The following is a 22964-nucleotide window of genomic DNA, read 5'->3' as shown; positions in this document are numbered from 1 at the left end:
TACCCTTCTGAACGACAAGCCAGCGCAGTTTCTGGCGAGCGCGTGACGACAAAAAAACGCATCTGCCCAACTTCTTCTTCTCTCTGCAGCAAATTTTCAGTTCTCAGCTACACTTCTTTTCGCTTTTTCTGACGACTAATGTTAACGATTACAAATTGAAATGCTTTGTTTATCCGACATTTAGGAATTAACGCACGTAGTTATTCTGCTGAAAATGCGTTATTTTCAGCGTCGTCTGATAGCCAGTAAATAGAGCATTGTCAGAAACTTAATGAGTGCTATACCTCACTGGTTAATTAATCTTTCCGGGAAAAATATGCTGAATTTCAGGGTTTCAGCGTGTGTAAGCGATTACACTGATGTGATCAGGCTCACTTTTTTCCGGCAAAAGGTTTTTTAACATTGATAAAAACAATGATGGATAAACCTGGAGGCTAAAATGCCTGGCAATACACACAAAAGCAGAACTTCAAATAAGGCGATGACCTTATTTGTCTGCTTTCTGGCGGCCCTTGCGGGTCTGCTGTTCGGTCTGGATATCGGCGTTATCGCCGGTGCTCTGCCGTTTATCGCAAAGGACTTTAACGTCACCCCTCATCAGCAGGAGTGGATCGTCAGTTCCATGATGTTTGGTGCGGCGGTCGGTGCTATCGGCAGCGGCTGGATGTCATCCCGCCTGGGCCGTAAAAAAAGCCTGATGGCCGGTGCGATTCTGTTCGTTATCGGTTCACTCTGGTCGGCGATGTCGCCAAACCCGGAAATGCTGATCAGCGCCCGCGTTCTGCTGGGCCTGGCAGTCGGTATCGCCTCTTATACTGCCCCGCTTTATCTTTCTGAGATCGCTCCGGAAAAAATTCGCGGCAGTATGATTTCGCTTTATCAGCTGATGATCACCATCGGTATTCTTGGCGCTTACCTGTCCGATACGGCGTTCAGCTTTACCGGCAACTGGCGCTGGATGCTGGGCATCATCACTATTCCGGCACTGTTGCTGCTGGTCGGCGTTTTCTTCCTGCCAAACAGCCCACGCTGGCTGGCGGCGCGAGGCAACTTCCGCGATGCACAACGCGTACTGGATCGTCTGCGTGACACCAGCGAGCAGGCAAAACGTGAGCTGGAAGAGATCCGTGAAAGCCTGAAGATCAAACAGTCTGGCTGGGGTCTGTTCACCAGCAGCAGTCACTTCCGCCGTGCGGTCTATCTCGGCATCCTGCTGCAGGTGATGCAACAGTTTACCGGCATGAACGTCATCATGTACTACGCGCCAAAAATCTTTGAAATCGCGGGCTTCACCAACACCACCCAGCAGATGTGGGGTACGGTGATTGTGGGTCTGGTTAACGTACTGGCGACCTTTATTGCCATTGGCCTGGTGGATCGCTGGGGTCGTAAACCTACCCTGATTCTGGGCTTTATGGTGATGGCAGCCGGTATGGGCGTTCTGGGTACGATGCTGCACTTCGGCATTCACTCGGCGGGCGCACAGTACTTTGCGGTAGGTATGCTGCTGATGTTCATCATCGGTTTTGCGATGTCAGCCGGTCCGTTGATCTGGGTACTCTGTTCCGAAATTCAGCCGCTGAAAGGCCGCGATTTCGGTATCACTGTCTCCACCACCACCAACTGGATCGCGAACATGATCGTGGGTGCGACCTTCCTGACGATGCTGAATACGCTGGGCAATGCGAACACCTTCTGGGTCTACGCACTGCTTAACCTGTTCTTCATTCTGCTGACGGTGATGCTGATCCCTGAGACCAAAAACGTCTCGCTGGAACACATTGAACGTAACCTGATGGCAGGTAAAAAACTGCGCGACATCGGTTCACGCGACTAACTTTACCCGGTAAAAAAACGGCGGGGTTTCTCTGGAAACCCCGCCGTTTTTATTTGTTCAACGCCCCACTACGCTGTGGTTACCCGCAGGGGCCGCCGTATGCAGCAGAGCGCCAGCGCCATAATGAAAATGGTCGCGGTCTGATTATAGGGCAGCACCGAATCGGTCAGTCCGGTGGTAAACAGTGCCACCATCGGCAGCGCCACGCCGCGCAGATCACACTTCTTCAGCCAGCCCGCCAGCACCGTCAGATAGAGCAGCGCCAGCGACGCTGTACCCAGCCATCCCTGCAATGACGTAACTTCGAGGAACTCGTTGTGCATGTTGTATTTAACGTTGGTGAAGCCTTCGACATTGAGAGGATAGTGCGCAGTGATGAACTGACGCGCCTCAGTGGTGCGCGCATCCGGCGTCGCAAAACCGCCATGGTGCTCAATAAAGTTGACCGCCCCGCCCCAGATGGCGACACGTGCGCCCAGCGAGGTCGAACTGTTTGAACCAAAGTTCTCAATATCCTGCACCCCCTCTACCCAGCGGTTGCTGGTCATCAGAATCAGCACCGCCATTACGCCCACCAGCAGAGCGCTAATCCGCCAGTTGGTCAGCAGCGACAGCCGGTAGGTCTGCACCAGGAAAAGCAGCCCCACGGCAATCAGCGCAATCAGGGTCACACGGGTGCCGCACAGGTAGAGCAAGGCAAAGGTCACTGCCAGCACAGCGATATCGGCCACCTTCCAGTAAGCGTGCGTCTCATAGCGGCTTAGCCAGAGCCAGGCACAGTAAATAAACAGAATCATGTAGGAGGACATGGAGGCGGCTTCGGTAGTGAGCTTGATGCGAATATTCTCAGTGTAGAGATGCTCGTGGATACCAAAGCCCAGCGTAATCAGCAGGCCGAGAAGGATGAGCCCTTTTCCGACGCGTAGCGTGGTCAGGGAGACCCGATCCCCATAAACAGCCAGACTGAGCAGCACAAAGGCACCCATCAACAGCCGCTTCGCCCCCAGCAGATAGTTGCCGATATTGGTGATGGCATCGGTTGAGGGCGCGGTTTCGATCCCCTTCACGTGTATCGCCCAGAACAGCCGAATCAGGGCAAAGATAATCAGCACAGCAAACAGGGCGATATAAAAACCATTCTCTTTAAAGTCCATCCGCCTGCGCACCAGGCCATACAACACTGACGCGATAGAGAGATAAGAGACCAGATAGAATATTTTTTGCGGCAGGCCGGTAACAAACATATTCAGCGACAGCGCCAGGCAGAGCGCAATAACTGAAAAATTAACCATTAACGTTAATCCATTGCGACTGATTTTATTCGTCATGCTTAACCTCAGTAAGGCGGTTAAACACACTCATCAGGTGCTTCATATAATTTTCCTCATAAAAACCGGTGATGCTCGCTTTAATAGCCTGATGATCGGGGAAGTGGAAATCCCCGCTCATGGCGTTGAGAATCGCGGCCAGCGCCATGCTGTCATGGGTGGGATAGAGCTGACCATTAATACCGTTCTGAATAATTTCCGCCGGGCCACTGATGCAGTCGGATGAAACACAGTAGACGCCGCGCGACATCGCCTCCAGCAGGATCAGCGGAAAGCCTTCGAAGTTAGAGGTCATGACCAGGCAGGTGACCTGTCTGATATGGCGGATGACATACTCCCAGGCATTTTCCTGCCAGCCATGCCAGGTGATGCGATCCTGAATGCCGAGTTGCGTCACATAGTGCTGACATTGCGTCAGATCTTCCCCGTCCCCCACTATCTCCAGCGTCCAGGGCGCATCCAGTTGCTGCAGAGCATCAAACAGATCTTTAAGCTGTTTCTGCCGCTGATAATGGACGCGACCAATATAGAGGAACTTCAGCGCCTGGGGTCTGCCGATTACCGTGTCATTGCGTTTGATCGGGTTATAGATAACGTCAACGTCAGTGACGCGTGCGCCCAGTTCCACCAGCTGCTCTTTAATCTGATTACTGATCGCAAAATGGTGATCGGCCCGCAGCAGATAATGGGGACGATAACGTTCACGCGGAGGCAGGTGCATCCAGCTCGACAACACGATTTTACGTCCTGAAAGCGTGATTGCCCGGCGCGTCATCAGGCAGGGAATGGTGTTGAGGGTCAGGACATGATCGGGCTGATAACGACGAAAGAAGGCGGCCATTCTCAGCGTATGAATAAGATTTTTTATTTTCTTATTGCGCAGCGTGCAGACGCTCTCAGCCAGAACAGCGTTGGCGGTCCAGGCGCGGGAGTGGCTCTCCTCACCGCTGTTGATAATAAACAGCCCTGCTTCGGTACCGGGTTCCGCATTCAGGGCCGTGATCAACTGTCCGGTCACATTTTCCATACCACCACGACCGGCCATCAGATCCGTCACCAGCACAATCCGTTGTTTCCTGACGTTATCATTATTTTTCATTGCTTTATCCATGCCCTGTGCCGTTCGCTTTTCATCCATCCACTCTGCGGTGAATGTCATTAATAGAATATTCTAAAAAAGAGCATAACAATATTTAAACCAGAAATTTTCCCCAGCCAGAACCGCACTTGTCGCTGGCGACGTTGAGTTCCTGCGCGGCGGCGATTATTCTGAGCGTCATGAAAACGCCTCGTCTCCCCATTGCCCTGCAGCAGGCCGTGATGCGCTCGCTGCGCCAGTCGCTTGAACGTGCGAATCAGGCGCTGAAAACCCGTTATCCGGAACCGAAACTGCTCTACCAGCAGCGTGGTACGGCGGCGGGCACCGCCTGGCTGGCGTCCTGGGAAATTCGCATCAATCCGGTGCTGCTGCTGGAAAACCAGCAGGCATTTATCGATGAAGTGGTGCCGCATGAGCTGGCGCATCTGCTGGTCTGGAAGCAATTTGGTCGCGTTGCGCCGCACGGCAAAGAGTGGAAATGGATGATGGAGCAGGTGCTGGGCGTTCCGGCACGGCGTACTCACCAGTTTGAGATCGCATCCGTGCGCAGCAACACCTTTGCCTACCGCTGTCAGTGCCAGCAGCATCAGCTGACGGTGCGCCGCCACAATCGCATACTGCGCAAAGAGAGTGAATATCGCTGCGTGCACTGCGGCAGCCTGCTGACCGCGGGTGAATTTGTCGCGTCCTGAGAAGAATCCCCATTCCGCCCCATTCCACATTCTGTTACCCTGCCGCCCTTTTTCGTACTGAGTAGAAATCTGGAATATGTCTCGCATACTAAGTCTGGCGGTTGCGCTGCTGTTTGCGCCCGCCGCTGATGCCCTCAACCTGAATAACTATCATCAAAATAACTTTCAGCAGGCCAAAACCTTTGCGGCGGCGATCAACGCCGATGCGCCGGGTTCTTTTTACTGTGGCTGTAAGATTCAGTGGCAGGGAAAAAAGGGGATTCCCGATCTCAACAGCTGTGGCTATCAGGTGCGCAAAAACGCCAATCGCGCCGCACGCATTGAGTGGGAACACGTGATGCCCGCCTGGGAGTTTGGCCATCAGCGTCAGTGCTGGCAGGATGGCGGTCGTAAAAACTGCAGCAAAGATCCCGACTACCGCCGCATCGAAACCGACCTGCACAACCTGCAGCCTGCGGTGGGTGAAGTGAATGGCGACCGTGGCAACTTCGCCTACAGTCAATGGAACGGCAGCGAGCAGCAGTACGGCCAGTGTGAGATGAAGATCGACTTTAAACTCAAACAGGCGGAGCCACCTGCGCGGGCGCGTGGTGCCATTGCCCGCACCTATTTCTATATGCGCGACCAGTATCATCTGCGTATTTCGCGCCAGCAGACGCAGCTGTTTACCGCCTGGAACAAGCTCTATCCCGTAACAATTTGGGAGTGCGAACGCGACCAGCGCATTGCAAAGGTTCAGGGCAATCATAATCCTTATGTGCAGCAGGCTTGCCAGCGCTAAAATCCCTGCCCTACACTAGCTCTTTTTCCAATGACGCCGCTGCAGCGCGGCGTCCGGTCTCAGGAACCTTATGCGCATACCTCGCATCTATCACGCCGGGCCATTAAGCATCGGCAGTGAAATTACCCTGGATGAAGATGCATCCAATCATGTGGGCCGGGTGCTCCGGATGACGGCAGGTCAGCGTCTGGAACTCTTTGATGGCACTAATCTGACTTTTGCAGCAGAGATCACGCATGTTGATAAAAAGCGTGTAAAAGTATCGGTCACAGAGAGCCAGCCGGACGATCGTGAGTCACCGTTACATCTGCATTTAGGTCAGGTGATGTCGCGCGGTGAAAAAATGGAATTCACTATCCAGAAATCGATTGAACTGGGCGTGAATGTCATTACACCCTTGTTTTCCGAGCGCTGTGGCGTAAAGCTTGATGCTGAGCGTCTGGCGAAGAAGATCCAGCAGTGGCAGAAAATTGCTATTGCCGCCTGCGAGCAGTGCGGCCGTAATCGCGTGCCGGAGATTCGTGAAGCGATGACGCTGGAAGCCTGGTGTGCAGAAGCGGATAGCGGTCTGAAGCTTAACCTGCATCCGCGCGCCAGCCACAGCATCAACACGCTGCCACAGCCTGTTGAGCGGGTAAGGTTGCTGATTGGCCCTGAAGGCGGTTTGTCTGCGGACGAGATTGCGATGACGGCGCAGCACGATTTTACTGACATTCTGCTTGGCCCACGGGTATTGCGAACCGAAACTACCGCGCTGACGGCCATTACGGCACTTCAGGTGAGGTTTGGCGACCTGGGTTAAGCGATACTTTCAGCGGAAAGAGAGCAGGCATGATGTCCTGACCGATCGGCCCACTGCAGACCGAACCAGACGAGGCGGTAAATGCCGCCTCACCGAGGAGATAATAATGATTAAACTTGGCATCGTGATGGACCCTATTTCGTCCATCAATATTAAAAAAGACTCCAGCTTCGCTATGCTGCTGGAAGCACAGCGCCGTGGTTACGAAATTCACTACATGGAGATGCACGATCTCTCCCTGCGCGGTGGCGTGGCCTCTGCCCGCACCCGCCTGCTGACCGTCGAGCAGAATCCTGAGAACTGGTATCAGTTCGGCAGCGAGCAGGTGATCCCGCTGGCTGACCTGAATGTGGTGCTGATGCGCAAAGATCCGCCATTCGATACCGAGTTCATCTATGCGACCTACATTCTGGAACGCGCTGAAGAGCTGGGTACGCTGATCGTGAACAAACCGCAGAGCCTGCGTGACTGTAACGAAAAGCTCTACACCGCCTGGTTTGCCGAGTTTACGCCTGACACTCTGGTGACCCGCAGCAAAGCGCAGCTGCGCGCCTTCTGGCAGGAGCATGGCGACATCATCATGAAGCCGCTGGATGGCATGGGTGGTGCGTCGATTTTCCGCGTGAAGAAAGATGATCCTAACTTTGGCGTGATTACCGAAACGCTGACCGAGCATGAGAGCCGTTTCTGCATGGCGCAGAATTATATTGCGGCGATCACCGAGGGTGACAAACGCGTGTTGGTCGTCGATGGCGAGCCGGTGCCTTACTGCCTGGCGCGTATTCCGCAGGGCGGTGAAACGCGTGGCAACCTCGCCGCCGGTGGTCGCGGTGAAGCGCGTCCGCTGAGCGAAAGCGACTGGGAAATCGCGCGCCGTGTTGGTCCAACGCTGAAAGCAAAAGGGCTGATTTTTGTCGGTCTGGACATCATCGGTGATAAACTGACTGAAGTTAACGTGACCAGCCCAACCTGCATTCGTGAAATTGAGGCTGCGTTCCCGATCTCCATCACCGGCATGTTGATGGATGCCATTGAGAAGCGCCTGGGCTGAGCATGACGCCGGGGCGAAGCTCCGTGATCAACCCAATACCGGTGCGGCCGTCGCGTGCCGGTTATTTTTTTGGTACATCGTGTGAGAATGAATCTACAACATCACTTTTTGATTGCCATGCCTTCATTGCAGGATCCTTTCTTTAAACGTTCCGTGGTCTATCTCTGCGAACATAACGAAGAGGGTGCAATGGGACTGATCATCAATAAACCCATGGAAAACCTGACGGTTGAAGGCATTCTGAAGAAGCTCAAAATCTCTGCTGACGATCGCGATCCGGCGATCAAGCTGGATAAACCGGTGTTTACCGGCGGCCCGCTGGCGGAAGATCGTGGCTTTATCCTGCACTCCGCACAACGCACCTTTACCTCCAGTATTCGTGTTTCCGATAACACGATCATCACCACGTCCCGTGACGTGCTGGAGTCGATCGGTACGGCGTCTCAGCCCACTAACGTGCTGGTAGCGCTGGGTTACTGCGCCTGGGAAAAAGATCAGCTGGAGAATGAGCTGATGGAAAATGCCTGGCTGACCACGCCCGCTAACAGCAACATCCTGTTCCAGACGCCGATTTCAGAGCGCTGGCGCGAAGCGGCGCGCAGTATTGGCGTCGATATCCACAACATGGCCAGCGACGCCGGACACGCCTGATGTCAACTCAAACTCTGTTAGGATTCGACTTCGGCACCAAAAGTATTGGTGTCGCCGTAGGTCAGCAACTCACTGGCAGCGCCCGTCCGCTGACCGCCCTGAAAGCGCAGGATGGCATCCCGGACTGGCTGGTAATTGAAAAACTGCTGAAAGAGTGGCAGCCCGATTTCGTGGTGGTGGGATTACCGCTGAATATGGATGGCACCGAGCAGCCGCTGACCGATCGCGCACGTAAATTTGCCAACCGCCTGCACGGGCGCTTTGGCATCCGCGTGGAGCTGCAGGATGAACGACTCAGCACGGTAGAAGCGCGTGCAGGCCTGTTTGAACGCGGCGGCTATCGCGCGCTCAATAAAGGATCGGTCGACTCACAGTCTGCTGCCATCATTTTGCAGGACTGGTTCGAAAACCATTACTGACATCCTGACTCAATCAGTCCGGCTGCCTGACGTGCCAGTCTGCTCTGCTCAAACGTCTGCATACCGGCCTGTGCGCCGGTTTGTAACAGCGCAGGGATCTGGTGCATCTTGCCTTCTCTGATCAGATTGGTGATGCCCGGTGTGGCGATCAGGACCTCAAACAGTCCGATGCGCGAACCAGCAACTGATGGCACCAGCCGCTGTGCAATTACCGCTTTCAGGCTGCCCGCCAGCTGAGTACGCACCAGCTGTTTCTCCTCTGCCGGAAAGACATCAACCAGCCGATCCACCGCCTGCGCCGCGCCACGCGTGTGCAGCGTCGCCAGTACCAGATGGCCGGTCTCCGCAGCAGTCAGTGCCTGACGAATAGTGTCGCTGTCGCGCAGTTCGCCCAGCAGGATGACATCGGGATCTTCACGCAGTGCTGCCTTTACCCCCAGCGAGAACGAACCGCAGTGCAGGCCGATTTCCCGCTGCTGTATCAGCGACTGCTGGCTGTGATGGATAAATTCAATCGGATCTTCCAGCGTGATGATATGCCGCGCCTGCTGGCGGTTCAGCGCATCGACCAGCGCCGCCAGCGTGGTTGATTTACCGCTGCCGGTCGCTCCCGTCACCAGAATCAGCCCATCCTGCTGCTCCAGCAGCGTCGGGACAATGGCGGGCAGTTGCAGGCTCGCAAGCGTCGGGCATGCCGTGGCGATGATGCGCAGTGCCAGTGACAGGCCATTGCGCTGCATAAAGAGATTCGCGCGCAGACGCTGACCATCGGCCAGACTCAGAGCGAAATCGAGCTGCCCTGCGCGCTCCAGCTCCTGACGCTGCGGGTCACTGAGCCAGCGGGCCATAAACTGCGCCATCCATGCGCCAGAAAGCGGGCACTGCTGCGGCATCACCTCCAGCCTTCCCTGCCGCCGCCAGTAGGGCAAATGTCCGCTGCAAAGGTGCAGATCGGCGGCATTATGCTTTACACTAAGCTCCACCATTTCATCCAGATTCATAATTTCTCCTGACTATGACCTCAATCCAGCAGAACCTACAGCAAGTGCGGCAGCGAATCGCTGCTGCTGCCGCGAGTTGCGGCCGCGCACCAGAAGAAATTACCCTGCTTGCAGTCAGTAAAACCAAACCTGCGAGGGCGGTCGAAGAAGCCTTTGCCGCTGGCCAGATTGCCTTTGGTGAAAATTACGTTCAGGAAGGGGTTGAAAAGGTCCAGGCACTGGCCGCACATCCTGAGCTGGAGTGGCACTTCATCGGCCCGCTGCAGTCCAATAAAAGTCGTCTGGTGGCGGAACATTTCGCCTGGTGTCACACCATTGACCGTCAGCGCATCGCGCAGCGGCTCAACGATCAGCGGCCTGCTTCGCTGCCACCACTGAATGTGTTAATTCAGGTAAATATCAGTGACGAGAACAGCAAATCTGGCATCATGCTGGAGGCCGTATCCGGGCTGGCGGAGCAGATCGCTGCCCTGCCGCAACTGCGGCTGCGCGGATTAATGGCGATTCCGGCAGCAGAGAGTGATTACGCGCGGCAGCTGGCGGTGTGTCAGCAGATGGCGGAAGCCTTCCGGCAGCTGCAACAGCACTATCCGCATGCAGACACGCTTTCGCTGGGAATGAGCGATGACATGGAGGCGGCAATCGCCGCAGGCAGTACGATGGTGCGTATCGGCACCGCCATTTTTGGCGCACGAGATTATGCGCACAACTCACAACAATAACAGAGGAACTTCATGTTAACACTGACGTTTTTAGTAAAAACGCTGATCGATCTCTACGTCATGGTGCTGCTGTTACGCATCTGGATGCAGTGGTCCCGCTGCGATTTTTACAATCCAGTGGCGCAGTTTGTCGTAAAAGTGACACAGCCGATTGTTAAGCCGCTGCGCCGTATACTGCCGGCACTGGGACCGATTGATACCGCCTCGCTGCTGCTGGCATTTGTGCTGACCACGCTGAAATACCCGATTTTATTGCTGATTCAGGTGGGCGTTTTCTCGGTCGACCCAACCAATCTGCTGGTCGGCCTGCTGTCGCTGGTTAAATCCGCCGGCTATCTGGTCTTCTGGGTGATTATTATTCGCTCCCTGATGAGCTGGATCAGCCAGGGCCGGGGTCCTGTCGACTATCTGCTGGTGCAGTTAACCGAGCCGATGATGGCACCTATTCGCCGTATTCTGCCTGCGATGGGCGGCATCGATTTCTCAGCGATGATCGTCATCCTGGTGCTGTATGCCCTGAACTTTCTCGGCATGGACCTGTTCCCGGGTCTCTGGTATCTGCTGTAAATGAATCAAACTGGAACTGTTATGCAAAAAGTTGTCCTCGCAACCGGCAATCCCGGCAAAGTGCGTGAACTGGCGGAGTTACTCTCCGCCTTTGGTCTGGATATCGTCGCACAGACCGACCTTGGGGTTGAATCGGCGGAAGAGACCGGTCTGACCTTTATTGAGAACGCGATTCTCAAGGCGCGTCACGCGGCACAGATCACCGGATTACCGGCCATTGCCGATGATTCCGGCCTGGCCGTGGATGCGCTGGGCGGCGCGCCCGGCATCTACTCGGCGCGCTACGCCGGTGAAGAAGCCAGCGATCAACAGAACCTGGAGAAGCTGCTGCAGGCGCTGGAAAACGTGCCGGACGGTCAGCGCCAGGCACAATTTCACTGCGTGCTGGTCTATCTGCGTCATGCGGAAGATCCGACCCCGCTGGTGTTCCATGGCAGCTGGCAGGGTGAGATCACCCGCGCCGCCGCTGGTGCCGGTGGTTTTGGTTACGACCCGATTTTCTTTGTTCCGGCGCTGGGTAAAACCGCGGCCGAACTGAGTAAAGCGGAAAAAGGTGCAGTTTCTCACCGGGGTAAAGCATTGACGCTGTTGCTGGAAGCGATGCGTAATGCCTAATCTGCCGCCGTTAAGTCTCTATATCCACATTCCGTGGTGCGTACAGAAATGTCCCTACTGTGATTTTAACTCCCACGCGCTGAAAGATGAGGTGCCGCACGTTGAATACGTGCAGCATCTGCTGCGCGATCTGGAGATCGATTTACCGCTGATCAATGGCCGGGAAGTGCGCACGATCTTCATCGGTGGCGGCACGCCCAGCCTGCTGAGCAGCAGCGCGATGCAGATGCTGATGGATGGTGTGCGGGAGCGTCTGACGCTCTCACCCGACGCGGAAGTGACCATGGAAGCCAATCCGGGCACCGTGGAAGCGGACCGGTTCAGCGCCTATCAGCGCGCCGGTATCAACCGTATTTCGATTGGCGTACAGAGTTTCAGTCCGCAAAAACTGCAGCGTCTTGGCCGCATTCACGGCCCGGAAGAGGCGGTCCGCGCCGCTGAACTGGCAGAGTCGCTGTCGCTGCGCAGTTTTAACCTTGACCTGATGCATGGCCTGCCCGATCAGTCTCTGGAAGAGGCGCTCGACGATTTACGTCAGGCGATTGCGCTTAATCCTCCGCATCTCTCCTGGTATCAGCTCACGATTGAACCCAACACCCTGTTTGGCTCACGTCCGCCGGTGCTGCCGGATGATGATGCGCTATGGGATATTTTCGAACAGGGCGATCAACTGCTGCAGGCTGCCGGTTATCAGCAGTATGAGACCTCCGCCTACGCGAAGCCGGGTTATCGCTGTGAACACAACCTCAATTACTGGCGCTTTGGCGACTATCTGGGGATTGGGTGTGGCGCACACGGCAAGCTGACGCAACCGGATGGCCGCATAGTCCGCACGGTGAAAACCCGTCATCCGCGTGGATTTATGCAGGGGAACTACCGCGAAAAGCAGTATGACGTTGCCGATAGCGACAAGCCATTTGAATATTTCATGAACCGCTTTCGCCTGCTGGAAGCCGCGCCGCGCGACGAGTTCAGCCGCTATACCGGTTTATCAGAGCAGGTGATCCGTCCGCAGATGGATGCCGCGATTGCCGCGGGTTACGTGACTGAAACCGCGGAGCAGTGGCAGATTACGGAGAAAGGGAAGCTGTTTCTGAATTCGCTGCTGGAGCTGTTCTTAGCGGAAGAGTAACAAAAGCGCCTCAGCCCGACAGACTGAGGCGTTAACCTATTTTTTCAGTGCGCCGGTAAGCTGTTTACGCTGATCTTCCAGCGAAATAACGCGATTACATACCTCGTGACCGAAGTTCTGGAAATCCTGCTCCTGCTTGCTCCACTCAGCCTGAATCGACTGCTGCAAACCGCCCAGATTACCCATAATCGCCTGCAACGGATTACTGCCGCCGCTGCCCTGCTTACTGCCCATCTCGTTCAGGCTATCCTGCATCACGCCGCCCAGGGTCGACTGCACCAGCCTTTCACCTTCGGCGCGTACCTGATCAATCGCCTGATGGTGGAACGTCAGCCCATCTTCACGGTGTTCAATGATGCGGTTCATCTGCTGTTTCAGCTGACCATTCAGCGTGGTCAGGCGATTACGCACGTTGCTGTCGGTGCCCAGTTTTTCAACGATGACCTGATCCAGTGCCGCACGCCCTTTCTCCAGACGTGATGTCGCACCGCTGTCGATCCACGGCAGATCGCGACGCAGCGCGTTCTGATAGTCGATCGCTTTCTGGCGTCCGGCCGTATCGAGCGTGACCTTCTGTCCATTGAATTGCACGTCGCCCTGCGGCGAGATTTCCATATTGCCGTTGGCACCGACCACCTGCACGCTCTGCGGCTTAATCACCACATCGTCCTGCGGCTTAACGCTGCATTCATAGGCTGCCTGAGCCTGGGTTGCTGCCACCAGCAGCACAGCAAGAAGCGCTTTACGCATCATATCTACTCCCTAAGATCGGATCTGAAACCCTCTGATCGGGCCTCAGCCCGACACTGTGTGACGACTTAGTCCCACCAGACGTCAAAGAGTTCAGTCATCTGAACGTCCTGCAGCTTGCGATCTTCCAGCCATTTACGAACCAGAGCACGATGCTCATCGGTGCATTTGCCGGTTTTCTGCAGGCAAACCAGACCTTCCCACACCAGGTAACCGCTGCCATCGAAGGCCAGGCCGTTAGGGTCGATCGCTTCATTGATGAACTGGTTCAGCGTCTCATCAATTTCGCTTTCGCTGGTGCCTTCCGGGAAGCGCCAGGCAACCGAGAAGCCCAGTTCCTGAAACTCATCGATATGCAGTTTTTTACGTAAACGGCGGCTGCGTTGTGTGGCCATTATTTCACCCTCTCAAACATTAAATCCCATACGCCGTGGCCTAAACGCTGCCCGCGCTGCTCAAACTTGGTCAGTGGACGCGTCTCAGGACGCGGCACATAATTCTGTTGTTCTGACTGGTTGCGGTAACCATCGATGCTGTTCATCACTTCCAGCATATGCTCCGCGTAGGCTTCCCAGTCGGTCGCCATGTGGAAGACGCCGCCCAGCTTCAGTTTACGCATCACCAGCTCGGCGAAAGGCACCTGAACGATACGGCGTTTATTGTGACGCGCTTTATGCCACGGATCGGGGAAGAAGAGCTGAACCATGCGCAGCGAGTTATCCGGAATCATCTTCTCCAGCACTTCCACCGCGTCATGGCACATCACCCGAAGGTTCTGCACATCGGCTTCTTTGGCGGCGGCCAGACAGGCACCCACGCCCGGCGCATGCACTTCAATACCCAGGAAGTTCTGCTGTGGCGTGTTCTGCGCCATTGTTACCAGCGAAGCGCCCATACCAAAGCCAATTTCCAGCGTCACCGGGGCTTCGCGACCAAACAGCGCGGGCAGATCGACAGGCTCCGGCTGATATTCCACCCCCATGACCGGCCACAGGGTGTCCAGCGCCTGCTGCTGGCCTTTGGTTAAGCGGCCCTGGCGGCGCACAAAGCTGCGGATCCGGCGTAATGGCCGCCCGTTCTCATCAAATTCTGGGGTGATGACGTCATTAATCATGTAAAAGCCTGCTGGTTAGCCTGTTCCGGGAAACGGGCATTATGCAAAGTTCATAAGCAGAAGCAAGCCTTTGCAATCTTCCGGTTTACACCCAGGTGCGCATGTGCTGGAATTCCTGCCTGAGTGTAGAGTAAACACGGAAAATTTCCTTCTTATGATGCAAGCGCCGCAGTTCGCGCAACAGGTGCTGGACTGGTATCAGCGCTTTGGTCGCAAAACCCTGCCGTGGCAGCTGGAGAAAACGCCTTACAAGGTGTGGCTCTCCGAAGTTATGCTACAGCAAACCCAGGTTGCCACGGTTATTCCCTATTTTGAACGCTTTATGGCGCGCTTCCCCACGGTCACCGATCTGGCTGCGGCTCCGCTGGATGAGGTGTTACATCTCTGGACCGGCCTCGGCTACTACGCCCGTGCGCGCAATCTGCATAAAGCCGCAAAGCAGATTGTCGAGGTTCATCAGGGCGAGTTCCCGCGTAATTTCGATGATGTCTCCGCCCTGCCCGGCGTAGGCCGCTCCACGGCGGGCGCGATTCTGTCGCTGTCACTGGGGCAGCATTTCCCGATTCTGGATGGCAACGTCAAGCGCGTGCTGGCCCGCTGCTATGCCGTCAGCGGCTGGCCGGGTAAAAAAGAGGTCGAAAAACGGCTCTGGCAGATCAGCGAAGAGGTCACACCCGCCGAGGGCGTCAGCCAGTTTAATCAGGCGATGATGGATCTGGGTGCTATCGTCTGTACCCGATCGAAGCCGAAGTGCGAAATCTGCCCGCTGAACAGCGGTTGTGAGGCGTATGCCAGCAGCAGCTGGGCGAGCTATCCCGGTAAGAAGCCTAAGCAGGTGCTGCCAGAGCGCAGCGGCTGGTTCCTGATGATGCAGGATGGTGATGATGTCTGGCTGGAGCAGCGCCCGCCTGTGGGCTTGTGGGGCGGTCTGTTCTGCTTCCCGCAGTTCACAACGGAAGCGGCACTGACCGACTGGCTGGCGGCCCGCGGCATCCATGCAAAACCGCAGCAGCTTACTGCGTTTCGCCACACCTTCAGCCATTTCCATCTCGATATCGTGCCAATGTGGCTGACGTGGCCTTCTGTCGGGGCGGCGATGGATGAAGCAGGCGGTCTCTGGTATAACTTAGCGCTGCCACCATCTGTGGGATTAGCCGCACCCGTTGAGCGCCTGTTACACGAGCTGCGCCATCCCCGACAACTGGCTTTGAACAGTTGTGAGATTAATGAGGAAGAATAATGAGCCGCACCATTTTTTGTACTTTTTTACAGCGCGACGCGGAAGGACAGGATTTTCAGCTCTATCCGGGCGATCTGGGTAAGCGCATTTACAACGACATTTCTAAAGAAGCCTGGCAGAAGTGGATGGCGAAACAGACCATGTTGATCAACGAGAAGAAGCTCAACATGATGAATCCCGAAGATCGTAAAGTGCTGGAGAAGGAGATGATCAATTTCCTGTTCGAAGGTAAAGACGTTCATATCGAAGGCTATACACCGCCAGAAGCGTAAACATTCCGGGCCTCATCGCTGAGGCCGGTTATCCAGGTCAGGCTTGCATTCCCAATGAATAAAAAATTAATCGCCCTGCTGGTGATAGCACCACTTTTGGTTTCCTGTTCCGGGTCAAAGAAACAGCAGTCCCACGAGGAGTGGGTAAAAGATACCAACGCCTTTGATATTCTGATGGGGCAGTTTGCTCATAATATTGAGAATATCTGGGGTATCAATGAGGTCCTGATCGCCGGACCCAAAGATTACGTCAAATATAGTGACAACTATTACACCCGCAGCCACATTAACTTTGAAAGCGGTAAGCTGACCATTGAGACGATTTCTGGCACCGATCCTATGGCCAGCCTGCGTCAGGCAATCGTGACCACCCTGTTGATTGGCGAAGATCCGGGTAATGTCGATCTCTACTCTGACGCCAACGATATTGAAATCAGTAAAGAGCCGTTGCTGTATGGGCAGGTGCTGGATAATACCGGTCAGCCGATTCGCTGGCAGGGTCGCGCGGAAGCTTTTGCTGACTATCTGATTCAGAATAAATTGCAGCGCCGCACCTCGGGTCTGCATGTGATTTACACCATTTCAATTCCGATGGTGCCGAACCACCTGGATAAGCGTGCGCACAAATACCTGCCGATGGTGCGTAAAGCCGCCGATCAGTATGGGGTCGATGCCTCATTGATTCTGGCGATTATGCAGACCGAGTCGAGCTTTAACCCCTACGCCGTGAGCCATTCTGATGCGCTGGGTCTGATGCAGGTGGTGCAGCATACTGCCGGTGTTGACGTGTTCCGCATGAAGGGTAAATGGGGCAAGCCGAGCCGCAGCTATCTGCTGGATCCGGAGAACAATATTGATGCGGGTACTGCTTATCTGTCGCTGTTGCAGCGTAGCTATCTGGGCGGCATTCAGGATCCGGTGTCACGTCGTTATGCGGTGATCACCGCCTATAACGGCGGCGCAGGCAGCGTGCTGCGAGTCTTCTCCAGCGATAAAGATCGGGCGTTTTCGATGATTAACAGCATGTCACCGAGCAAGGTTTATTCGACCCTGGCGAACCAGCATCCGTCGGCGGAGTCGCGTCGTTATCTTTATAAGGTGAGTACCGCGCAGAAGAGTTATCGGGGATTCTGATTGGCTCAGCGCTAAAGCGGGGAGTGTTCGCTGCGCGAACGGGCTTGGGTGTAGCGCCTGGCTGCTGGGATTGTTCGCTGCGCGAACGGGCTATGAGAAGGCTTCGTTCGCTTAGCAGCGGGTATGCACTGAGCGGGTTCCGCCCGCCAGGCGGTCAGGAGTGCAGCGCCTGAAGCTGGGAGTGTTCGCTGCGCGAACAGGCTATGAGAAGGTTTCGTTCGCTTAGCAGCGGGTATGCACTGAGCGGGTTCCGCCCGCCAGGCGATCAGGAGTGAAGCGCCTGAAGCTGGGATTGTTCGCTACGCGAACGGGCTATGAGAAGATTTCGTTCGCCTGGTAAGCCGGGCAGTTTCAGATTCGCCTCTGCAGGCGACCGACAAGGGGGCGCCAGTCGCCGCGCCCCCTTGACCCCGGGCTCCGGCCTGCTTCACCGCCGCTTCGCGGTTCCTTCGCTACTTCAGGATTTCTCACGGAACGGCGGGACGCGCCATCCCTGGCGCGAACCCGCCTCTTCGCGACATCCCTGTCGCTCGTCCTGAAATCCCTCATCCGCTCAGCGGTTCTGACGGCCTCCCCACCCCCTCGCTGTTATCTCTGCTTTTTATGTCGGGTACTTTATCGCTGTGGGTTTTTGGGATTGCCTGTGATTTTCAGGTCGGCAGACAGAGCGGCATTCACCCCCTTCCGCTGTTATCTCTGCTTTTTATGTCGGGTACTTTATCGCTGTGGTTTTTTGGGATTGCCTGTGATTTTCGGGTCGGCAGACAGAGCGGCATTCACCCCCTTCCGCTGTTATCTCTGCTTTTTATGTCGGGTACTTTATCGCTGTGGTTTTTTGGGATTGCCTCTGGCTTTCGGCTCATCACACAGAATGGCATTCAACCCTACCCACTGTTATCTCGTTTTCAGGTAACTAAGATTGTTGCGGTGAACTTCAGGAATTGAGACTGGCTTTCAGACCACCAGACAACTGTGCACCAAAGAAAACATAAAGAAATCACAGCCGGGGGTTTCCCAGAGGCGTCCGGAGCGCTGAGGAACAACCGCAGGCCAGGATGAGCCGACAGGACGTCGGCGAAAGGACGGCACGAGCCAGGGATGGCGAGTCCGGACGGTCCGTCGGCCGCAGGGCGTGACGAAGGTACCCCGCACAGCGGGGCGCGCAGGCAGCCGGACGCCGGGATTGTTAAGGGGCGGGCGTCCGCCCCTTGACGCGTCCGCCTGCTCAGGCAACCTGAAACTCCCCATCGCCTGGCGGGCGGAACCCGCTCAGTGTTAGCCCGCGGCTAAGCGAACGAAGCCTTCTCATAGCCCGTTCGCGCAGCGAACCCAGGGCCTGCCGGTCGTAACCCACTCAGTGCATACACGCTGCAAAGCGTAGCCCGCTGCCAGGCGAAAACCCATTAAGTGCCAGCTCGCTGCAAAGCGTACACCGCCGCCAGGCGAAACCTTCTCAGCCCCGTTCGCGCAGCGAACAAAAAGGCAGGCGGGCCGCTACCCGCCTCTGCCCACGCTCAGATCAGCGCCCCACTATCATATTCGCCACCAGATACTTCCGTCCCTGGTCATCCTCTTCGGTGTAGACGCCCTGCAGCTCTGGTGAGAAGCCAGGCAGCAGATTAAGCCCCTCTTCCAGCGCCAGGAAGTAACGCTGCACCGCGCCGCCCCAGACTTCCCCCGGGACGACGCACAGCACACCCGGTGGATAAGGCAGTGCACCTTCCGCGGCAACCCGGCCTTGCGCTTCGGCTATCGGCACCAGCTCCACTTCGCCGCGAATATAAGCCTGATGCGCATCCTGCGGATTCACCCTGACCGGCGGGAACTCCGCGGCGCGGAACATCAGGCGCTGCAGATCCTTGACGTTGTGACTGACGTAAAGGTCGTGCATCTCCTGGCAGAGGCGACGCAGGGTATACCCGGCATAGCGTTCAGCATTTTTGCGGTAAATGGTCGGCAGCACTTCGGCCAGCGGCGCATCCTCTTTGACGTGCTGTTCGAACTGCGCCAGCATCGCCACCAGATTCGCCATCTTCTCCGGACTCTCTGCCGGGGTCAGCAGGAACAGGATTGAGTTGAGATCGCACTTCTCCGGCACAATGCCGTTTTCGCGCAGATAGTTCGCCAGAATGGTCGCCGGAATCCCGAAATTACTATACTCACCGCTGGCCGCATCAATCCCCGGCGTGGTCAGCAGCAGCTTGCAGGGATCCACCCGATACTGATCGCGCGCATAACCCGCGAAACCGTGCCACTTCGCCTGCGGTTCAAAGCTGAAGTAGCGCAGATCGCGGGCGATCGTCTCAGTGGGCGCATCCTGCCAGCGCTGGCCATCTACCGTCTCCGGCACAAACGGCAGGATCATCTCACAGCGATCCAGGATGGCTTTACGCGCCTCAATACCCAGCGTGACGCACTCATCCCACATACGACGCCCCGCTTCCCCCTGATGCATTCTGGCGTTGATATCCAGCGCGGCAAACAGCGGATAAAACGGACTGGTGGATGCGTGCAGCATAAAAGCGTTATTCAGTCGCTTATGCGGGCAGAAGCGGCTCTGTCCGCGAATATGATTATCTTTTTTATGGATCTGCGAAGTCTGCGAAAAACCTGCCAGCTGCTTATGCACTGACTGCGTGACAAAAATGCCGGGATCGTTCTCATTCAGTTGCAGGGTCAGCGGAGAACAGCCTTCCATCAGTGGAATGAACTGCTCATAACCCAGCCACGCGGAATCAAACAGGATGTAATCACACAGATGGCCGATGCGATCTACCACCTGACGCGCGTTGTAGACCGTGCCGTCGTAGGTGCCCAGCTGGATGATCGCCAGACGGAAAGGCCGCTCTTCAGCCGCGCGCTGCGGAGCCACGGCAGCGATCTGCTCGCGCAGATAAGCCTCATCGAAGCAGTGTGCGTCAATGCCGCCAATAAAGCCGAAAGGATTGCGCGTCGCTTCAAGATAAACCGGGGTCGCGCCCGCCTGAATCAGCGCGCCATGATGGTTCGACTTGTGATTGTTGCGGTCAAACAGCACCAGATCGCCACGGGTCAGCAGCGCATTGGTCACCACTTTATTGGCACTTGAGGTGCCGTTGAGCACAAAGTAGGTTTTATCGGCGTTAAACACTTTTGCCGCATACTTCTGCGCATCTTTAGCCGAGCCTTCGTGGATCAGCAGATCGCCCAGTTTGACGTCGGCATTGCACATATCAGAGCGGAAAACATTCTCGCCGTAGAAGTCATAAAACTGTTTGCCCGCCGGATGCTTTTTAAAGAAAGCACCGCCCTGATGTCCGGGACAGGCAAAGGTGCTGTTCTGCATATCGACATAGCGGGTCAGCGTCTCGAAGAAAGGGGGCAGCAGCGCCGCTTCATACGCCTGCGCAGCCGCTTCCAGCGCGATCCACTCCTGCGGATCGCCATTCAGCTCACCGCTGACGCCGGGCAGGTGCATCACCTCTTCTTCAAACGCGTTAGCGACAAATACCGGCAGATTAAAGCCGGTATGACGCAGCAGCGCCAGCACGCCGCTGCGGGTATCCGCCAGCGAGACGACAACCGCCGCCACATCGGTGAAGTCGGTGTTATCCAGCGTCACCACGTCTCGCGCAGTGTTCAGGGTCAGACTGGGCGCCACAGCGGCGCTGGCAGCAATTTTCAGTGGAGTCATAACAGAATCCCTAACGTCAGGGAGGAAGTGCCAGAGGCACAATTAAGGGGACAGTGCCCCGGCGAATACTTAACAGTCAGAAGCCGTTCCGCAGCCCGTGGAGAGCAGATCCATAGCCGCTGCCTGGCTGGCCTCACCGCATGGTGAATAACGGAGATATCGGAAAAGAGGAAAACCCGGTGAGCGCCGGAAAAAACGAACGGTAATCCGGGCGGATGCGCGGTGAACCGGACATGGCGACGTCCTCTGTGGCAAAGAAGCAGGGTCAAAAAGTGGCGGTCATAATGTCATCTTTTTCAGGCATCGACAACCCGAACCAGGTAATTATTCAGTCACCCCCTTCATATGTAACAACATGATTTTTATAGTCTATTTATCATAAAAAATTCACAATACGACTAATTATCTGAATTATATGCAGATTTATGCACTTAACTCACTGCCGCTGTCAGCCTGTTTTTCCGCTCGTGTCGTCTTCATTGCCGGGAGACGCGGCCATTGCCCTACCGCATTGCATCTGCCAGGCGTAAACTGATCTTCTCTTTCCCACTCTGCCGGAGGCTGCATGTTCAAGGCACTGGTCATTGAAAATGACGAACAAGGTTACCGTTCCCTGCTGAAAGATCTCCCCGAATCTCAACTGCCCGACCACGATGTCACGCTCGACGTCAGCTACTCATCCCTGAACTACAAAGATGCCCTGGCTATCTGTAACAAAGGCCCGATTGTGCGCCAGTTCCCGATGGTGCCAGGTATCGATTTTGTTGGCCGGGTGACGGCCAGCCGCCATCCCGACTGGAAAGAGGATGATGTGGCACTGCTGACGGGCTGGGGCGTGGGCGAAAAACAGTGGGGCGGCCTGGCACAGAAAGCCAGCGTCAGCGGCGACTGGCTGGTGCGCCCGCCCGCCACGCTGAGTCCGCTGCAAACCATGGCAATCGGTACGGCGGGACTGACCGCAATGCTCTGCGTGATGGCGCTGGAAAAACAGGGCATTACACCTGAACAGGGGCCGGTACTGGTAACCGGTGCCAGTGGCGGCGTCGGTAGCTATAGCGTCAGCCTGCTGGCGCGTCTGGGCTATCAGGTGATCGCTTCCAGCGGGCGCACCAGCGACCATGCCTATCTGATCGATACGCTGGGCGCGGCATCGGTCATTGACCGTGAAGAACTCTCCCAACCCGGCAAGCCACTGGCAAAAGAGCGCTGGGCCGCCGCGATAGACAGCGTAGGCAGTCACACCCTGGCGAATGTGCTGGCCGCCACCCAGCGCGACGGCGCGGTTGCCGCCTGTGGTATGGCGCAGGGACTCGACCTGCCAGCCAGCGTCGCACCCTTTATTTTGCGTGGCGTTACGCTGGCCGGTGTCGATAGCGTGATGTGTCCGAAGCCGCTTCGTCAGCAGGCGTGGCAGCGACTCGGTGAGCTGATGGATAGCGAACGGCTCAGTAAGCTGAGCCGGGTGATCCCGCTAAGTGAAGCCAGAGAAGGTGCGCAGGCATTGCTGGATGGTAAAGTGCAGGGTCGTCTGATTGTCGACTGTCGCTAATCCTGTTTAAAGGCGCGTTTTCGCGCCTTTAACGATCGGCTCGCTGCAGCCGTTTTATAAGTCCTTCCAGTGCGAACTGCGTGCCCTGCTCCATCACCGATTTCGGATCGCCGCTGAACTGATGGCACTCCGCTTCGTCTCTGCCGTCGGGCAATACCCAGCCAAACCAGATGGTGCCCGCCGGTGTACCATCTTCGCCGCCATCCGGTCCGGCATAGCCAGTAATGGATAATCCCACCGGCTCGCCGGAGCGGGCGCAGGCGCCCTGCACCATCTCCCGCGCCGTCTGTTCGCTCACCGCCGTATGCTGTTTCAGCGTGTCAGGGCGCACCCCCAGCAGACGGATTTTGGCATTTTCGCTATAGGTCACAAAGCCGCTGGTATAAAAATCTCCGCTGTTTTCCACCGCGGCCAGCGTCATGCTGATCAGCCCGGCGGTACAGGATTCGGCAGTCGCCAGATGAAGTCCGGAAGAGAGTAAAATATTACCCAGTTGCTCAGCGGTCTGATCTAATGATTTTGCCATTATGGTCTC

At 56.1% G+C, this 22964-nt stretch carries 23 protein-coding genes; 15 read left to right on the top strand and 8 right to left on the bottom strand.

Annotated elements, in window-relative coordinates; all coding sequences use genetic code 11:
• The first annotated feature begins 439 nt into the window (after positions 1-439).
• Positions 440-1837 (top strand): sugar porter family MFS transporter, encoded by a 1398-nt coding sequence (locus FOV68_RS13950; RefSeq protein ID WP_033772546.1) that lies wholly within the window; start codon positions 440-442, stop codon positions 1835-1837.
• A gap of 68 nt (positions 1838-1905) precedes the next feature.
• Here the strand turns inward: FOV68_RS13950 and FOV68_RS13945 are convergent, their stop codons facing one another.
• Positions 1906-3129 carry an O-antigen ligase gene (locus FOV68_RS13945; RefSeq protein ID WP_143991079.1) on the bottom strand — a complete coding sequence of 408 codons (1224 nt, stop codon included), beginning with the start codon at positions 3127-3129 and terminating at the stop codon, positions 1906-1908.
• Positions 3130-3154: 25 nt separating this feature from the next.
• On the bottom strand, positions 3155-4303 hold the full coding sequence (locus FOV68_RS13940; protein ID WP_115758953.1) for a glycosyltransferase: 1149 nt from the start codon (positions 4301-4303) through the stop codon (positions 3155-3157).
• Positions 4304-4443: 140 nt separating this feature from the next.
• Between FOV68_RS13940 and FOV68_RS13935 the strand changes: the two genes are divergently transcribed.
• From FOV68_RS13935 to ruvX, 6 genes are all read left to right on the top strand, one after another.
• Entirely contained in the window at positions 4444-4956 is a 513-nt protein-coding gene (locus FOV68_RS13935) for a SprT family zinc-dependent metalloprotease (protein WP_069026548.1), read from the top strand.
• 76 nt (positions 4957-5032) lie between these two features.
• Positions 5033-5737: a deoxyribonuclease I gene (gene endA, locus FOV68_RS13930; protein WP_031594098.1), complete on the top strand. Its 705-nt coding sequence runs from the start codon at positions 5033-5035 to the stop codon at positions 5735-5737.
• Between the two features lie 70 nt (positions 5738-5807).
• Positions 5808-6539 carry a 16S rRNA (uracil(1498)-N(3))-methyltransferase gene (rsmE, locus tag FOV68_RS13925; RefSeq protein ID WP_010248866.1) on the top strand — a complete coding sequence of 244 codons (732 nt, stop codon included), beginning with the start codon at positions 5808-5810 and terminating at the stop codon, positions 6537-6539.
• A gap of 106 nt (positions 6540-6645) precedes the next feature.
• A complete protein-coding gene (gene gshB, locus FOV68_RS13920; protein WP_010248868.1) occupies positions 6646-7590 on the top strand; it encodes a glutathione synthase in 945 nt (314 codons plus the stop codon).
• Positions 7591-7677: 87 nt separating this feature from the next.
• Entirely contained in the window at positions 7678-8241 is a 564-nt protein-coding gene (locus FOV68_RS13915) for a YqgE/AlgH family protein (protein WP_010248870.1), read from the top strand.
• The gene (gene ruvX / locus FOV68_RS13910) at positions 8241-8660 is read left to right on the top strand and encodes a Holliday junction resolvase RuvX (protein WP_003853387.1); all 420 of its coding nucleotides are present in this window, start codon (positions 8241-8243) and stop codon (positions 8658-8660) included. The genes FOV68_RS13915 and ruvX overlap by 1 nt, the downstream gene beginning before the upstream one ends.
• Here the strand turns inward: ruvX and FOV68_RS13905 are convergent.
• Complete coding sequence (locus FOV68_RS13905; protein WP_143991078.1) at positions 8654-9661, bottom strand: type IV pilus twitching motility protein PilT; 1008 nt, start codon at positions 9659-9661, stop codon at positions 8654-8656. The genes ruvX and FOV68_RS13905 overlap by 7 nt on opposite strands.
• Before the next feature lie 14 nt (positions 9662-9675).
• On the opposite strand from FOV68_RS13905, the gene FOV68_RS13900 reads away from it, so the two are divergent.
• The 4 genes from FOV68_RS13900 to hemW are packed head-to-tail and all read left to right on the top strand — an operon-like array spanning position 9676 to position 12697.
• Complete coding sequence (locus FOV68_RS13900) at positions 9676-10383, top strand: YggS family pyridoxal phosphate-dependent enzyme (protein ID WP_143991077.1); 708 nt, start codon at positions 9676-9678, stop codon at positions 10381-10383.
• 12 nt (positions 10384-10395) lie between these two features.
• Complete coding sequence (locus FOV68_RS13895; RefSeq protein WP_039388228.1) at positions 10396-10950, top strand: YggT family protein; 555 nt, start codon at positions 10396-10398, stop codon at positions 10948-10950.
• 21 nt (positions 10951-10971) lie between these two features.
• The gene (locus tag FOV68_RS13890; protein ID WP_010671072.1) at positions 10972-11565 is read left to right on the top strand and encodes an XTP/dITP diphosphatase; all 594 of its coding nucleotides are present in this window, start codon (positions 10972-10974) and stop codon (positions 11563-11565) included.
• Positions 11558-12697: a radical SAM family heme chaperone HemW gene (hemW, locus tag FOV68_RS13885; protein WP_010248883.1), complete on the top strand. Its 1140-nt coding sequence runs from the start codon at positions 11558-11560 to the stop codon at positions 12695-12697. Before FOV68_RS13890 ends, hemW begins: the two co-directional genes overlap by 8 nt.
• Before the next feature lie 36 nt (positions 12698-12733).
• Here the strand turns inward: hemW and FOV68_RS13880 are convergent, their stop codons facing one another.
• The 3 genes from FOV68_RS13880 to trmB form a co-directional block, all read right to left on the bottom strand.
• Positions 12734-13450 carry a DUF2884 domain-containing protein gene (locus tag FOV68_RS13880; RefSeq protein ID WP_010248885.1) on the bottom strand — a complete coding sequence of 239 codons (717 nt, stop codon included), beginning with the start codon at positions 13448-13450 and terminating at the stop codon, positions 12734-12736.
• Between the two features lie 65 nt (positions 13451-13515).
• The gene (locus FOV68_RS13875) at positions 13516-13842 is read right to left on the bottom strand and encodes a YggL family protein (RefSeq protein ID WP_003853403.1); all 327 of its coding nucleotides are present in this window, start codon (positions 13840-13842) and stop codon (positions 13516-13518) included.
• Positions 13842-14561, bottom strand: a complete 720-nt coding sequence (gene trmB, locus FOV68_RS13870; RefSeq protein WP_064703564.1) for a tRNA (guanosine(46)-N7)-methyltransferase TrmB — start codon at positions 14559-14561, stop codon at positions 13842-13844. Before trmB ends, FOV68_RS13875 begins: the two co-directional genes overlap by 1 nt.
• A 154-nt stretch (positions 14562-14715) precedes the next feature.
• Between trmB and mutY the strand changes: the two genes are divergently transcribed.
• From mutY to mltC, 3 genes are read left to right on the top strand one after another with little or no spacing between them, the layout of a single operon-like run.
• Positions 14716-15801 carry an A/G-specific adenine glycosylase gene (mutY, locus tag FOV68_RS13865; protein ID WP_033769896.1) on the top strand — a complete coding sequence of 362 codons (1086 nt, stop codon included), beginning with the start codon at positions 14716-14718 and terminating at the stop codon, positions 15799-15801.
• Positions 15801-16073 (top strand): oxidative damage protection protein, encoded by a 273-nt coding sequence (locus FOV68_RS13860; RefSeq protein WP_003853409.1) that lies wholly within the window; start codon positions 15801-15803, stop codon positions 16071-16073. The genes mutY and FOV68_RS13860 overlap by 1 nt, the downstream gene beginning before the upstream one ends.
• Before the next feature lie 54 nt (positions 16074-16127).
• Complete coding sequence (gene mltC / locus FOV68_RS13855) at positions 16128-17207, top strand: membrane-bound lytic murein transglycosylase MltC (protein ID WP_143991076.1); 1080 nt, start codon at positions 16128-16130, stop codon at positions 17205-17207.
• Positions 17208-18726: 1519 nt separating this feature from the next.
• Here the strand turns inward: mltC and FOV68_RS13850 are convergent.
• Positions 18727-20880, bottom strand: a complete 2154-nt coding sequence (locus tag FOV68_RS13850) for an ornithine decarboxylase (protein ID WP_143991075.1) — start codon at positions 20878-20880, stop codon at positions 18727-18729.
• A gap of 565 nt (positions 20881-21445) precedes the next feature.
• Between FOV68_RS13850 and FOV68_RS13845 the strand changes: the two genes are divergently transcribed.
• The gene (locus FOV68_RS13845; RefSeq protein ID WP_064689971.1) at positions 21446-22429 is read left to right on the top strand and encodes an MDR family oxidoreductase; all 984 of its coding nucleotides are present in this window, start codon (positions 21446-21448) and stop codon (positions 22427-22429) included.
• Positions 22430-22457: 28 nt separating this feature from the next.
• Here the strand turns inward: FOV68_RS13845 and FOV68_RS13840 are convergent, their stop codons facing one another.
• Entirely contained in the window at positions 22458-22955 is a 498-nt protein-coding gene (locus FOV68_RS13840; RefSeq protein ID WP_010671076.1) for a CinA family protein, read from the bottom strand.
• Positions 22956-22964: the final 9 nt, after the last annotated feature.

Origin of the sequence: Pantoea sp. paga (assembly GCF_007558755.1) — a bacterium.
Lineage (GTDB): Bacteria > Pseudomonadota > Gammaproteobacteria > Enterobacterales > Enterobacteriaceae > Pantoea > Pantoea agglomerans.
The sequence above is the reverse complement of the archived record's forward strand: the minus strand, read 5'-3'. Positions and strand labels throughout refer to the sequence as shown.